Source organism: Streptomyces sirii, from assembly GCF_045690365.1.
Taxonomy (GTDB): domain Bacteria; phylum Actinomycetota; class Actinomycetes; order Streptomycetales; family Streptomycetaceae; genus Streptomyces; species Streptomyces sirii.
The window spans coordinates 55,517-69,529 of the sequence record NZ_CP147982.1 but is presented as its reverse complement, the minus strand read 5'-3'; the positions used below and the strand labels follow the sequence as shown (position 1 = coordinate 69,529).

Genomic DNA, 14,013 nt, shown 5'->3' with positions numbered 1-14,013 from the left:
GGCCATCAGGGGTGGGTGGCGGACCCGTGCGGGCCCGGCCGGTGCGAGTCCGCACGGGCTCGGAAGGGGGCTACCGGTCGGCCGACGCCTGGACCGCCGACTCCGGCTCCGGTTCCGCGGCGACCGGCCGGCGGGCCAGCCGCCGCAGCAGCGCGGGGTCGGCCAGCATCACGGCGTTGCCGATCAGGATCAGTGCGACCCCCGCCAGGTCCCGCGCCGTCCACCGGAACGCCTCGAACACCGTGGAGAGCAGCAGCGCCACGATCGGGAAGAGCACCATCGCATAGGCGGCGCGCTCGCCCCCGATCCTGCCGAGCAGGGTGAGATACGCGCCGAAGCCGACGACCGAGCCGAAGACGGCGAGGTAGACAAGCGATCCGGTGTACTTCAGCGTCGGCTGGAACAGCGCCCCGTGGCCGAAGACCGCGGCGAACGGCGCCATCAGCAGCGCTCCGTAGGCCATGGCGTAGCCCGTGCCCTGGATCACCGGGACCCCCGCGGCCTGGGTCTTGCCGGACACCACATTGCCCAGGCAGAAGACCAGGGTGCCGATGGCCGAGAGCACGATGCCCTGCCCCGACCCGGAGGAGAGCCCGAAGTTCTGGAACTCCGGCCAGAACACGGTGACGATCCCCAGCAGCCCGACGCCCCCGCCGACCAGCATCTTCGCGGTGATCGTGCGCCGGAAGAACAGGCGGGCGAAGACCATGTTCACCAGCAGCGACATCGCGAAGACGATCGAGACGAGGCCGGTGGTCAGATGCTGCTCGGCGAAGTAGAAGCAGACGAAGTTGGAGGAGAACATCAGCCCGCCCATCAGGACGAACTGGCCGTGCACCCGCAGGGGGTAGCGCAGCGGCAGCCCGCGCACACGGGCCCACGCCAGCAGGATCACGGCGGCCAGCGCGAACCGGTACGCGATCGACGCCGTGGGGTGCACCTCGCCCAGCTGGCCCTTGATCGCCAGCCAGGTAGAGCCCCAGATCAGCACCGTCACGACATACAGAACGGCGTTCACAGGCAGCTCCGTTCGAGCAGCTCCACCAGCCGGCGGGCGCCCTCGGCGATCTGCGCCGGCGTCAGATAGCTCAAGGAGAGCCGTATTTGGTGACGTCCGCCGTCTCCGGGCGGATAGAAGTAGTTCATGGGGGTCCAGATCACTCCGTGTTCGCGGGCGGACGCCTCCAGGAGATCATTGTCCGCCGCGACCGGGAGGGCCAGGGTGAGGAAGAACCCGCCCTCGGGCACGTTCCAGCTGATTCCCGCGGCCTCCCGCCGCTCGCGTGGCAGCAGTGTGTCGAGGCGGTCGAGCAGGACCGCCAGGTTCTCCTGGTAGAAGTCGGCGGCCGGCTTGTTGGCCTCCCGCAGCCGGAAGTCATGGGTGAGCAGCATGCCCCCGATGACCGCCTGGCTGAGCGCCGGGGTGTTCACCGTCACCATGCCCTTGATCTTGGACAGTTCGTCCGCGAGAAGGGTGCGTCCGCCGTCCGCCGCCTGAACGTGCTGGTCGGCGATCACATAGCCGACCCGGGCACCGGGGAAGCAGGTCTTGGCGAAGGAGCCCAGGTAGATCACCCGCCGTCGGGTGTCCAGCGCCTTGAGCGTGGGCAGTCCGGTGCCGGTGCGGGTGAAGAAGCCGTACGGGTTGTCCTCCAGGAGCAGCAGATCCGCTTCCTCGGCCACCTCCAGCAGCCGACGGCGGTCGGCAGTGGGCAGACAGCTGCCGGTGGGGTTGGAGAAGTCCGGCACCACGTAGAACGCGCGGGGGCGCTTGCCGGCCGCCCGCAGCGCGGCGACCGTCTCGCGCAGCGCGTCCGGGTCGGCGCCCCGCTCGCCCTCGGGGACGTGCACGGTCTCGATGTCCAGCAGCCGGGCCGCTCCCGTGATGCCGACGTAGCAGGGGGAGGAGACCAGAAGCACGTCCGCGGGGTCGGCGAACAGCGCCCGCAGGACCAGGAACATGCCCTCCTGGCAGCCCACGGTCACCACAAGGGACCGCGGATCCGCCTCGATGCCCTCGTCGTTGCGCAGGGCGCGGGCCACCAGTTCGTGGATCTGGCCGTTGGTGCGCCCGTACTGGAAGAGCAGTGTGCGGATCTCGTCCGGGGTGTGGCCCGCCTCCTCGGCGAGGTACCGCCGGTAGGCATCCAGGTAGTCGCCGATCCGGTCGACCTCGAAGAGCCCTTCGTACGGGCGGCCGGGGCCGAAGGAGATCGCGTCCGGGTAGCGGGAGGTGACCTCGTTGAGGAAGTTCATCACCTCCATCAGCGGGTCGCCGAGCGAGCCGTGCAGCCGCTCGGCCGACAGCACGGTGGTGGGGGAGGCGTCGGTCACCGGGGGTCCTCCCAGAGGACGGGGCAGAATTCCGGGTCGGTGTAGTCGGGGTTGCCGTGTGCGTCCGCGCGGACCAGCACATCGTTGTTGTAGACGACGCGCTCGCCGGAGGACAGCCCGAATCGCCGCCACCGGTTGGTCCGGTCCTGCAGATGCAGCGAGATGGCGCGGCGGGGGCGGTCGCTGACGTTGTAACCGCTGCCGTGGTAGGTGCGGCAGTGATGGAAGCTGATGTGGCCCTTGGGGATGTCGACCGGAACCTTGCGCACTTCCGCCTGGTTGTATGCGGCATTCTCGGAGAGCATCTGCTCCAGCTCCGAGCGGTCCCGCTCGGCGAAGTGCCGGCTGGTGGAGTCGTCGCCGCCGATCTCCTTCCAGCGGTGACTGCCGTCGATCATCGTGATCGTCCCCATCTCCTCGTCGCAGTCGTGGAAGGGGATGAACGCGGTGAGCATCTCGTCGGAGGAGCAGGTCTGCCAGTAGTGCCGGTCGAAGTGCCAGGGCACGATGTTGCGGGCGTCGTCCGCCCGCGGCGGCTTGTGGATGAGGGTGCTGTTCCACAGTCGTATCTGGCTGCTCTGCGCGATCCGGGCCGCGACCGCCGCGATGACGGGCTTGGCCAGGACGCTGCGGATGGCGTCGTCCTCGTAGAAGACGTAGTCGTTGTGCCGGTGCACATCGCCCTGCTCGGGCTCCCAGTAGGCCAGCCGCGGCGGCCGGGCGGGCAGAGTACGGTCCCGGTGGCCGGCGTAGAAGCGGTCGGCGGCGGAGTTCAGCAGGTCGACCTCCTCGTCGGTGAGCAGCTTCTTCGACAGATACCAGCCGTGCTCCTGGTAGAACTCCACCTCCTCGTCGGTGGGCAGCAGCGCCTGCTCGGCGGCGGTCAGCGGGTACGGTGCGTGCGTCATGCCATGTCCCTGTCGTCGGGGGTGAGGGGGTACGCGGGGTCGGGGGAGCGGTGGAGGAGGTCCGGGCCGATCGTGTCGATGCGGGGGCGGCCGGTCAGCGCCATCGCCTCGGCCAGTTCGTCGCGCAGCGTGGTCAGGACGCGTTCGGCGCCGGCGGCACCGCCGACCGCGAGGCCCCACAGGACCGGGCGGCCCACCAGCACCGCGCGGGCCCCGAGCGCCAGCGCCTTGAGCACGTCCGTACCGCGGCGGACGCCGCCGTCGACGAGCACCTCACAGGCGTCCGGGACGGCCGCGACCACCTCGGGCAGGGCGTCCAACGCGGCGATGGCGCCGTCGAGTTGGCGTCCGCCGTGCGTGGACACGATCAGGCCCTCGACTCCGAGGTCGGCCGCCTGCCGGGCGTCCTGCGCGGTGAGCACGCCCTTGAGGACCAGGGGCAGGCCGGTCAGCGAGCGCAGCCAGGCCAGGTCCTGCCAGGTGAACGCGGCGTCGTGGTGTCGGTCGGCGTGCGCGGCCAGCGTCGAGCCGCCGGCGCGGCCGGTGTGCAGACCGCCGGTGTGCTCGTCGTCGAGGTTGGCCGGCCGGATGTGGGACGGAAGGTGGAAGCCGTTGCGCAGATCGCGCTCCCGGCGTGCCATCCGCGGGGCGTCGACGGTGATGACCAGGGCGCGGTAGCCCGCCGCCTCCGCCCGTCGGACCAGCGACTCGGTCACCTTCCGCTCGCGCAGCACGTAGAGCTGCAGCCACAGCGGACCGGACGCGGCCCGGGCGGTCTCCTCCAGCGTCCTGCTGGCGAAGGTGCTGGTGATCGTGAGGGCGTCCAGCGCACCGGCCGCGCGGACGGTGGCGGTCTCGCCCTCCGCGTCGACCAGGCGGTGGTACGCCATGGGCGCGATGCCGATGGGCAGGGCCACCGGACGGCCGAGCAGCGTGGTGCCGAGTTCGCAGTACGAGACATCTACCAGGGTGCGGGGGCGCAGCCGGTATCGGTCGTAGGCCGCGCGCTCGCCGCGCAGCGTCACCTCGTCGCCGCTGCCGCCTGCGATGTAGTCCCACACCGCCGGGTCCAGCTCGGCCCGGGCCGCCGTCGCGTAGTCGCGTGGGGACAGCGGCTCCTGCTCCGGGCCGTCGGCGGGGTGCGCGGGCGCGGCCCGGTCGGTCGGCGCGTTCATGCGCCGGTCCGCGCGGCGCCGACCGGGACGGCGGCCTGTGGATCGGCGGCCCGCTCGCGCTCCTTGGCCTCGTAGAGGGCCTTGATGTTGCCGCTGCCGAAGGTGCGGGCCTGAAGCCGCTGGATCAGCTCGAAGAACACCGTCCGGCGGGCGTAGGGGGAGCGGGTGAACACCTGCACCAGCTGGCCCCATTCGTCGCGGTCGGCCAGCAGGCCCAGCTCCTCCAGCACCGCCGGGTCGATGTCCACCTCGATGCCGCGCTCGGCCAGCGTGGCGTAGTAGCCGGCCGGCGCCGAGAGCAACTGCACTCCGGAGCCGCGCAGTTCACGCGCCGCCCGGACGATCTCGTCCGTGCCGTACGCCACATGCTGCACGCCCGGCCCGTCGAAGCCGTCGAGGAAGTCGTGGAGCTGCCCGCGGTCGCCGACGGGGTCGGGCTCCACCATGGTGAAGGTGATACCCCTGGTCTCGTCCTGGACGACCTTCGACGCCATCGCCTGGCCGCCGACGACGATGTACTCGTCGTAGGTGTGCTGCAGCCCCAGCGCCCGCCGGTAGAAGTCGACCATGGCGTCCAGCGACCCGGGACGCAGGCACAGGGCCAGATGGTCGACCGAGCGCAGCAGCCCGGGGTCCGGCGCGACCTCGTCGATGACCGGCAGATAGCGCCCGGGCAGGAAGTCCCCTGACGGATCGTCACGCTCGACGAAGGTGTGGACCAGGTCGTTGGTGGCGGCGACGGTGGCCCGGACCACCCGCCCCCCGCCGTCCTCGAACGTCTCCGGCGTCGCGACGGCGTCCGCTCCCGCGGCCACCGCCCGCTCGAAGTCGCCGACCGCGTCGGTGGACCGCAGGGCCACATCGCGTACACCGTCGCCGTGCCGGCGTACGAAGTGCGAGGCGGCGTGGTCGGCGTGCAGGGCGGAGGTCAGCACCAGGCGGACCCCGCCGTGCGCCAGCACCAGCGAGCGGGCGCCGGCGAGCCCGGTGAGCGGGCCCGCCTCGGCCACCACCTGGAAGCCGTAGGTCGCGCAGTAGTAGTGGGATGCCTGATTGACGTCCCCTACGAAGAACTCCACATGGTCGATGGAATGCGCGGTCACAGTGATCCAATCTCTCGTTCGGGAGGGTGTACGGGCACGCCGGACCGACCCGCGGCGCATGGCTGCGGGGGGAAGGTCGCTATGGCGTCAGGGCGAAGGGGGAGTCGCCCCCGCCGCCTCGGCGAGGGCGTGGAAGACGGTGGCGGTCGAGGTGGCACCGGGATCCTGGTGGCCGATGCTGCGCAGCCCCAGGTAGGCCGCCCGGCCCTTTCTGGCCTGGAGCGGAACGGTGGCCCGCATACCGGCCTCGGCCGCCCGGGCCGCGGCTTCGGCGCAGGAGGGGAAGTCGGCGCCGGAGTCCGCAGCGTCGCGGAACGCGCCGACCGCGGGGGAGAACGCGTCGACCATGGTCTTGTCGCCGGGTACGGCGGCACCCAGCTGCTGCATCCTGTCGAGGGCCGCGGCGAGCCCCGCCGCGAAACGGCCCGCCTCGACCTCCGGCGAGGTGCCGAGGGCCGCGCCGAGGGCTCGGAACGCCCCGCCGTAGAGCGGACCGGAGGCGCCCCCGACCACCGCGACCAGGGCGTTCCCGGCGGTCACCAGCAGCGCGCCGAGCGAGGCCGCGGCCGGCGGGGCCCCGTCGAGCGCGGCGTCCACCGCGGTGAAGCCACGGGCCATGTTGGCCCCGTGATCCCCGTCCCCGATGGCCGCGTCGAGCCTGGTGAGGAGCTCCTGCTGCCGGATCATGGCCGCGGTGGTGCGGTGCATCCAGTCGAGAGCGAACGGGACATCCACCGGATTTCCGGCGGGTGCGCCGTCATGGCGCGGTAGGTTGTCGAACTTTTTGGCAGGGTCCGGCATGGCAGGCGCTCCTTCTATCCCCCGTGCCGCAGCGTTGCGCAGCGAGCCGGATAGCCGACGCATTTCCGAAAGCTGTTCGGCATTGCCGAATGCCTTAGAAGCAAAACGCAGCGACCCCGGCCCCGTCAAGGGATTCCGGCGCAGTGGTCGTACGGGTAGCGGATTCGGGTGTGAACCGCCCCTCCGGGGCGGCGAGTTGATGAACCGCCGATGAACCCCGAGGGTCTGCGGAAGGGGTGTCAGTCGGAGGCGCGCAGCCCCGCGTTGCGCGGTGCGCCCAGGTCCCGCGACAGGCTGCGGGCGACCTGCCGGACCGCGATCGCGCACTCCTGACGTGCCGTGTCGGTCAGCAGATGCTCGACGGGGCCGACCAGTCCGATGGCGCCGGCGACATCGCCGGTACGGTCGAACACGGGCGCCGCGATGCCGGCGTCGCCGAGCGTCAACTCCTGCTCGTCCACCGCGTGTCCGGTCTCCCGCACCCGGTCCAGCTGGGCCGTCAGCAGGTCAGGGGCGTCGATGCTGGCGCCGGTGACCCGGGGCAGCTCGCCCGCCAGCAGCCCCGTGCGCCGCTCGGCGGGCAGGAACGCCGCGATGGCCTTGCCCAGGGCGCAGGCGTTCCAGGGCAGGGTGGCTCCGGTCTCCAGAACCTGCACCGACCCGCCGGGCCGGAAGGCGTGATGGACGACCAGGACCTCACGCCCCGTCAAAAGGCCTACCCACACGGCCGATCCGACCTGTGTGGCGAGCAGGTCGGCCCAGGTCACCGCGCGGGTGCGCAGCTCGTGCGAGTCCAGGTAGGCGTTGCCCAGCGTCACCAGGCCGGGGCCCAGCCGGTACTTGCCCGTCTCGCGGTCCTGGACGACCATCCCCTCCGCCTCCAGGGTGCGCAGGAGGGCGTGGACGGTGGGCTTCGCCACCCCGACGCGGTCGGCCAGTTCCGTCACGCCCAAGCGCGGTGTCGCCGTGGCGAGTTCCCGGAGAACGTGGAACGCCCTGTGCACCGCCTGGACCATGAACACTCCTTGTTCGGTATTGCTGAACGGCGTTCCGAACCGTAGGGTCCTTGTTCATGACACCGCTGATCGGCATCGTACGTGTGTCGCACCCCGGTGCATCGGCAAGCCGGCGAGCTCCGACCGTGCGCTCACCTGGGCCGTTCGACTGCGCTCACCTGAGCCACTCGGTGACCAACAGCACACATACTGATCAGTAGCGTCACCGCCCCGCGGGCCTAAAGTGAGGCCGGATGGCGCCGCCGGACACCCGGCGGTGGCCCCGCACCCCTCGATCCGACCAGGGAGACTGCATGCGCTCTCCGAAGGACTTCTTCCGCCCGCTGGCCGTCGGCGCGCCGACACCCGTGCGTGAAGTACCTTTCCGGCCGTCCCGGATGATCCACTTCTTCGACCCGGGCAACGAGAAGATGGCGGCCAAGGTGCCGGCCATCGCCCCCACCGTGGACGTACTGCTCGGCAATCTGGAGGACGCCGTCGCAGCCGACCGCAAAGAGGCGGCCAGGTCGGGCCTGGTGGAGATCGCCAAGAAAACGGAGTTCGGCGAGACGCAGCTGTGGACCCGGATCAACAGCCTGGACTCGCCGTGGGCGCTGGACGACCTGCTGACGCTGGTCACCGAGATCGGTGACAAGCTGGACGTGATCATGGTGCCGAAGGTCGAGGGCGCCGAGGACATCCACTACGTCGACCGGCTGCTCGCACAGCTGGAGGCGAAGGCGCAGATCCAGCGGCCGATCCTGGTGCACGCCATCCTGGAGACCGCCACCGGCGTCGCCAACGTGGAGGAGATCGCCGGGGCCAGCCCCCGGATGCAGGGCATCTCGCTCGGCCCCGCCGACCTGGCCGCCAGCCGCCGGATGAAGACCACCCGGGTCGGTGGCGGACACCCCGGATACCTGGTCCGGGAGGACCCGCACGGCCAGGACGACGCCGCGCCGCGAGCCACCTTCCAGCAGGACCTGTGGCACTACACCCTCGCGCGGATGGTGGACGCCTGCGCGGCGCACGGCATCCTCCCGTACTACGGGCCGTTCGGCGACATCAAGGACACCACCGCCTGCGAGGACCAGTTCCGCAACGCCTTCCTGCTCGGCTGCGTCGGCGCCTGGAGCCTGCACCCGGTGCAGATCGCGATCGCCAAGAAGGTCTTCTCGCCCGCGCCCGCCGATGTCGCCTGGGCCCGCAGGGTCATCGAGGCGATGGGCGACGGCACCGGCGCGGTGATGATCGACGGCAAGATGCAGGACGACGCCACGTACAAGCAGTGCCAGGTGGTCGCCGAGCTGGCGGACGCCCTCGCCTCCCGCGACCCCGAACTGCGCGACGCCTACGCGGCGGCCGACACCCTGCAGAACAAGGAGTAAGACCCATGTCCGACGCGACCCTGCGGCCGCGCCGCTCCGTGCTCTACATGCCGGGCGCCAACGAACGCGCGCTGGAGAAGGCCAAATCTTCGGCGTCTATCCCCGCCGACGCCCTGATCCTCGACCTGGAGGACGCCGTCGCCCCCGACGCCAAGGCCGACGCCCGCAAGCGGGTCGCCGCCGCGGCCGCCTCGGGCGAGTACGGCTACCGCGAGGTGACGATCCGGGTCAACGCGCCGGGCACCGCCTGGCACGCCGACGACCTGCGGGCCGCCGCCGAGGCCGGCCCGGACGCGGTCGTGGTGCCCAAGGTGGACTCCGCCGACACCGTGCGGGAGGTCGAGCGCGCGCTCGAAGCGGCCGGCGCCCCCGACCGCACCGCCATCTGGGCGATGGTCGAAACCCCCCGCGCGATGCTCGACGCCCGTGCGGTGGCCGCCGCCAGCGAGCGGCTCACCGTACTGGTGATGGGCACCAACGACCTGGCCAAGGAGCTGCACGCCGAGCACGTCCCCGGCCGGGCCCCGCTGCTGACCGGGCTGTCGCTGGCGCTGCTGGGAGCCCGCGACGCCGGCAAGGTGATCCTCGACGGCGTCTACAACGACGTGAAGGACGCCGCGGGCTTCGAGGCCGAATGCGTACAGGGGCGGCAGTTCGGATTCGACGGCAAGACGCTCATCCACCCCTCGCAGGTCGAGCCCTGCAACCGGGTGTTCGCCCCGTCCGCCGACCAGATCGACCGCGCGCGGAAGATCATCGACGCATTCGACGAGGCCACCCGTGAGGGACGCGGAGTCGCCACCGTCGACGGGCGGCTGATCGAGAATCTGCACGTCGAGGACGCCCGCCGGATCCTCGCGCTCGCCGCGGCGGTCGCCGGGCGATGACCTCCCGGGCCTGACGGAGCCTTCCCGGCACGAAGCTTATGGCGGCTGCCCGGTGCGTGAAAGCGCGCCGGGCAGCCGTCGTCTGTCGCCGTGCGACCGGCCGGCTCAGTAGCCCGACGGCCGCACTACCCCCGTCTCGTACGCGAAGACGGCCGCCTGCGTCCGGTCGCGCAGCCCCAGCTTGACCAGGATCCGGCCCACATGGCTTTTCACCGTCTGCTCCGCCACCACCAGCCGCTCGGCTATCTCCCCGTTCGACAGGCCCTGTGCGATCAGCGACAGCACCTCGGTCTCCCGCCCCGTCAGATCGCCGACGCGGTCCTTGAGCGGGGTGCGCGGGGTCCTGGTGACCCGGGAGAACTCGGCGATCAGCCGCTTGGTGATGTTCGGGGCGAGCAGCGCTTCACCGGCGGCCACCACCCGTACCGCCTGAGCGAGTTCGGTGGCCGAGGCGTCCTTCAGCAGGAAGCCGGAGGCGCCCGCGCGCAGCGCCTCGTACACATACTCGTCGAGGTCGAAGGTGGTCAGGACCAGCACCTTGACGGTGGCGCCGGCCGGTTCGGTGATCTGACGGGTCGCCTCGATCCCGCCGAGCCGGGGCATCCGGACGTCCATCAGGACGACGTCGGGGGCGAGTTCATCGACCTTGGCGACGGCGTCCAGGCCGTCCACGGCCTGACCGACGACCTCGATGCCGGGCTCGGCGTTGAGCAGCACCGTGAAGCCCTGGCGGACCATCACCTGGTCGTCGGCGATCAGCACGCGGATGGTCGTCATCGGGTGTCCTCAACAGGGGAATCAGGGGAGACGGAAGTGGCAGAGGGGTGCCGGGCGTTGTCGGGCAGCAGCGCGGTCACCTCGTAGCCGCCGTCCGGGGTGCGGCCGGCGGCCAGTTCACCGCCGAGCATGGCGGTGCGTTCGCGCATCCCCAGCAGTCCGTGCCCGGAGCCGGGGGAGGGCGGGGCGGGGCCGTCCGCCGCGGCATTGGCGATCCGGAGCGCGAGCCCGTCGGCGTGGTATCCGACCGTCACCCGCACCGTCGCGCCCGGCGCGTGCCGCATCGCATTGCTCAGCGCCTCCTGCACGATGCGGAACGCCGACAACTCGACGCCCGGTGCGAGCGGGCGCGGCTCTCCGGTGGTCTCGGCGGTGACGGCGACGCCGGCGGAGCGCACCTTGCCGAGCAGCTCGTCCAGCTGGTCCAGCGTGGGCTGCGGGGCGTGCCGCACCTCCTGCGACGGCGCCTCCTCCGAGCGCAGTACGCCCAGCACGCGGCGCAGTTCGGTCAGCGCCTCGACGGCGTTGTCCCGTATGCCCGTGAGGTTCTCCTTCAGCGCGTCCGAGGGGTTGTCGACCAGATGCGGAGCGACCTGCGCCTGGATGGAGATCACCGACATGTGGTGGGCGACCACGTCGTGAAGTTCGCGGGCGATCCGGCCGCGCTCCTCCAGCAGGGTGCGGCGGGCCCGTTCCTCGGCGGTGAGTTCCTCCTGCTCGACGAGCCGGGTACGGGCCACCCGGCTGATGCGCAGCGAGGCGCCGACCACCACCGCGGTCGCGAAGCTCACCGCGCCGCGGGTGAGGTCGTCGTTGTGCCCGCCCGGTGCCGGGGCGGGGGCGGCGGGGGAGGCGAGGGCCATGTTGACCATCCCCACCAGGAGCGTGACCACCAGCGCCTCGGCCGCGACGCGGGGGCGGACCCGCAGCGCGAGGAGCAGCAGCACGAGGGTGTGCAGTGCGACCCCCGCGACGCTCCAGGGCCACAGACTGTCGTGGTCGACGACGGACTCCGCGGCCTGTGCGGTCAGGAAGAGCGTGAGCGTCGACAGCCACCAGGCGAGGACCGGGCGGGTCAACGCGAGCACGGCGGTCGCCGTCTGGAGCACGAGGAGCAGCAGCACCCGCGTCGGGAACGTCTCGTCCTGGTGCCGGTCCCCGCCGAGCAGCTCCTGGTAGTCGTTGGCGTTGAGCAGGAACATCAGCACCGCGAACAGCACCACATGGGCATGCGGCAGCCGTCCGAGCCAGCGCATGCGCGGCAACGGATCCCGCGCCGCGGTCCACAGATCCGCGCGCAGCGTACGCAACGCCGTCCCCGCGGCGGCCCGCAGCCGCCGTCCCCCGCCGTCCCCGGCCCCCTCGTTCACAAGATCCACTCTAGCCTCGCCCCATCGTCACCGGAACGGAGCGTTGCTCCCGCACGACCCGGCTACCGCCACGGCTCGCGCGCCGCCCCTGCTCGTACGTACGGAACGCGGCCCAGCACACCAGCAGCGCCCCCGCGAACACCGGCAGCCAGCCCAGCCGGGCGAGCACCCAGCCGACGCCGTCGGGCGCGGTGTGCAGACCGGGCAACGGCCGACCGGCCAGCAGCCCCACCGCCGTCACCGCCATCATCGCGGTCTGATGCCACAGGAACACCGTCATCGCCGAGAGATTCAGCAGCGCCACCGCGGCCCACACCGCAGGACGGCGCAGCACCCGGCGCAGCCGATCGCGCACCAGCAGCGCCGCTCCGCACTGCGCGAGTCCGAAGCAGACGGCCGCGAGGGTGGGCGGGTTGAGATTGGAGATCCCGGCGCCCGGCACCCCGACCATGGCGGCCGGATAGCCGCCCCACAGCACGAGCCCGGCGGTGGTGGCGGCGCCCCCGGCCAGCAGCGCCCATCCGGTCCGGCGTTCCCGCAGCCCGCCCCGCGCCCAGGAAACCCCCAGGCAGTACGGGACCAGCCACCCGGCCAGCACATTGATCCAGCCGAGCCAGGCGGGCCCGCCCAGGCCGAACCGGACCAGATCGACATGCAGCACGACGGCGAGCGCCCACAGCGGGTGCAGCCTGGCCACCAGCGGCGTCACCGCCGTCAGCACGGCGAAGACCAGCAGGAACCAGAGCGGGGACAGCACCAGCATGGCCAGCGTCCGCACGGTCTCCACACCGGCCCCCGAGGCCAACATCAACGCCGCCACCACGCTCCAGACCACCAGCACCGCGGCAACCGGTCGGAACAGCCGTGCCATCCGGGCGCCGAGCCACCGACGATAGGTCTCGCCCCGGCCCCGGGCTGCGGCGTAACCATGCGCCGCCGTCTGCCCGCCCACCAGGAAGAAGACCGCCAGGGTCTGGAACACCCAGGAAACCGGGGCGAGTTGCGGCAGATGTCGCAACGGGCTGGCGCCGTGCACGGTGCCGCTGTCGACGACGAGGGCGGTCACCAGCCAGTGCCCGAGCACCACACCGAGGATGGCCAGCGCGCGGAGCGCGTCGATGGTGCGGTCGCGGCCGGCCGGGGTCGCGGAGTCGATCCGCTGGACGAGGTCACGCAGCACGGCGGCGCTCCTCGGTCGGGAGGCGTCCGGAGGCGATCCGCGCGAGATTCTCCAGCGACAGGGTCCCCGGGCGGAGGTAGTCGCTGTGGCCGCCGGAACCCGCCGCGAAGACCCGGGCGCCGAAGGCCGGGGAGAGCGGATCCTCGCCCAGACCGAGCGTGGCGAACGGCAGATGGATCTGCCCGTGCGGCACATCGGCGATCCAGTCGCCGGCGCCGCGGCCGGCCCAGACCGTCGCCCGGGTGTGCAGCGCGGCGACTCCGGCGGAGCCGGCGCCGGGGCTTCCGTACAGCACGATGTCCGCCACGGAGAGCCCCGAAGCGGCCCGCCCACAGACGACCGAACCATAGGAGTGGCACAGAACGGAGACCCGGGCAGCCGGCCGGGCCTTGCTCAACTCGCCGACGAATCGCACGAGTTGCGGTGCGGCATCCGCCGCGAGCGCGGGGGTCAGCACCTCGGTGCTCAGCGTGCCCGGCGTCGCGTAGCCCAGCCAGGCGATGACGGCCGTGCGGCGGTCCAGTTCGTGGTGGAGCGCGAGCGCACCGGCCCGGAAGCGCTCGTAGGTGTCGAGGCTGGTGTCGGACCCCGGCACCAGTACGGCGATCCGCTCGGCCCGCGCCAGATCGCCGAAGACCTCGGCGGTACGGCCCCCGTCGCGGCCGTCGAAGGACAGGAACTGCCGCGCCGGAGCCGCCATGGCGCGCAGCGCGGCGGCCCGCCTCCGGTCGCCGTGGTCGGCGGCCGTCCGCCCCGCCGCGCGGATGCCGTCGCGGTTGACGGCGTACCGCGCGGCGAGCGCGCCCGGTGTGGCGGCGCGCAACGGGCCGACGTCGGCCGGGGCGGGCGCCGGGACGGCCGCGGGGCGCGCCGCACCCGAGACGGGCACGGCCACCGAGGCGGCGACTAGAGCGGCGAGCAGGGTGCGCAGCAGACGCTGGCCGCGCGGGCGGGACGCCATGAGCGGTGATCCTTCCGTACCGGAAGCCGGTGGTGCTTCCGGTACCGAAGCTATGGATCACCCCCCTTGATCCACGTCCCGCCAGGGAGCGCACTTACCGTCTGGCTCTCAGGTAGGGGGGTAGGGGTCCGGCC

At 72.0% G+C, this 14,013-nt stretch carries 13 protein-coding genes; 2 read left to right on the top strand and 11 right to left on the bottom strand.

The features are described from left to right. Positions 1-70 precede the first annotated feature (70 nt). The 7 genes from WAB15_RS00325 to WAB15_RS00295 form a co-directional block, all read right to left on the bottom strand. Complete coding sequence (locus tag WAB15_RS00325) at positions 71-1,018, bottom strand: DMT family transporter (RefSeq protein WP_407284815.1); 948 nt, start codon at positions 1,016-1,018, stop codon at positions 71-73. Next, positions 1,015-2,334 carry a PLP-dependent aminotransferase family protein gene (locus WAB15_RS00320; protein WP_407284814.1) on the bottom strand — a complete coding sequence of 440 codons (1,320 nt, stop codon included), beginning with the start codon at positions 2,332-2,334 and terminating at the stop codon, positions 1,015-1,017. Before WAB15_RS00320 ends, WAB15_RS00325 begins: the two co-directional genes overlap by 4 nt. Continuing rightward, positions 2,331-3,242 carry a phytanoyl-CoA dioxygenase family protein gene (locus WAB15_RS00315; RefSeq protein ID WP_399149243.1) on the bottom strand — a complete coding sequence of 304 codons (912 nt, stop codon included), beginning with the start codon at positions 3,240-3,242 and terminating at the stop codon, positions 2,331-2,333. Before WAB15_RS00315 ends, WAB15_RS00320 begins: the two co-directional genes overlap by 4 nt. After that, on the bottom strand, positions 3,239-4,417 hold the full coding sequence (locus tag WAB15_RS00310) for an alpha-hydroxy acid oxidase (protein WP_407284813.1): 1,179 nt from the start codon (positions 4,415-4,417) through the stop codon (positions 3,239-3,241). Before WAB15_RS00310 ends, WAB15_RS00315 begins: the two co-directional genes overlap by 4 nt. Then, positions 4,414-5,520, bottom strand: a complete 1,107-nt coding sequence (gene hppD, locus WAB15_RS00305) for a 4-hydroxyphenylpyruvate dioxygenase (protein WP_399149245.1) — start codon at positions 5,518-5,520, stop codon at positions 4,414-4,416. The genes WAB15_RS00310 and hppD overlap by 4 nt, the downstream gene beginning before the upstream one ends. Before the next feature lie 87 nt (positions 5,521-5,607). After that, the gene (gene dhaL / locus WAB15_RS00300) at positions 5,608-6,228 is read right to left on the bottom strand and encodes a dihydroxyacetone kinase subunit DhaL (RefSeq protein WP_407289128.1); all 621 of its coding nucleotides are present in this window, start codon (positions 6,226-6,228) and stop codon (positions 5,608-5,610) included. Positions 6,229-6,560: 332 nt separating this feature from the next. Then, on the bottom strand, positions 6,561-7,337 hold the full coding sequence (locus tag WAB15_RS00295) for an IclR family transcriptional regulator (RefSeq protein ID WP_407284812.1): 777 nt from the start codon (positions 7,335-7,337) through the stop codon (positions 6,561-6,563). 293 nt (positions 7,338-7,630) lie between these two features. Here WAB15_RS00295 and WAB15_RS00290 point away from each other — a divergent pair, with 293 nt between their 5' ends. Both WAB15_RS00290 and WAB15_RS00285 read left to right on the top strand, forming a co-directional pair. Then, complete coding sequence (locus tag WAB15_RS00290) at positions 7,631-8,704, top strand: HpcH/HpaI aldolase/citrate lyase family protein (RefSeq protein WP_407284811.1); 1,074 nt, start codon at positions 7,631-7,633, stop codon at positions 8,702-8,704. A gap of 5 nt (positions 8,705-8,709) precedes the next feature. Continuing rightward, entirely contained in the window at positions 8,710-9,591 is an 882-nt protein-coding gene (locus tag WAB15_RS00285) for an HpcH/HpaI aldolase/citrate lyase family protein (protein WP_399149248.1), read from the top strand. 105 nt (positions 9,592-9,696) lie between these two features. Here the strand turns inward: WAB15_RS00285 and WAB15_RS00280 are convergent, their stop codons facing one another. The 4 genes from WAB15_RS00280 to WAB15_RS00265 are packed head-to-tail and all read right to left on the bottom strand — an operon-like array spanning position 9,697 to position 13,879. Continuing rightward, on the bottom strand, positions 9,697-10,368 hold the full coding sequence (locus WAB15_RS00280; protein WP_399149249.1) for a response regulator: 672 nt from the start codon (positions 10,366-10,368) through the stop codon (positions 9,697-9,699). After that, a complete protein-coding gene (locus WAB15_RS00275) occupies positions 10,365-11,738 on the bottom strand; it encodes a sensor histidine kinase (protein ID WP_407284810.1) in 1,374 nt (457 codons plus the stop codon). Before WAB15_RS00275 ends, WAB15_RS00280 begins: the two co-directional genes overlap by 4 nt. Before the next feature lie 10 nt (positions 11,739-11,748). Next, positions 11,749-12,915, bottom strand: a complete 1,167-nt coding sequence (locus WAB15_RS00270; protein ID WP_407289127.1) for an acyltransferase family protein — start codon at positions 12,913-12,915, stop codon at positions 11,749-11,751. Beyond that, positions 12,908-13,879 (bottom strand): alpha/beta hydrolase, encoded by a 972-nt coding sequence (locus WAB15_RS00265; protein WP_407284809.1) that lies wholly within the window; start codon positions 13,877-13,879, stop codon positions 12,908-12,910. The genes WAB15_RS00270 and WAB15_RS00265 overlap by 8 nt, the downstream gene beginning before the upstream one ends. Positions 13,880-14,013: the final 134 nt, after the last annotated feature.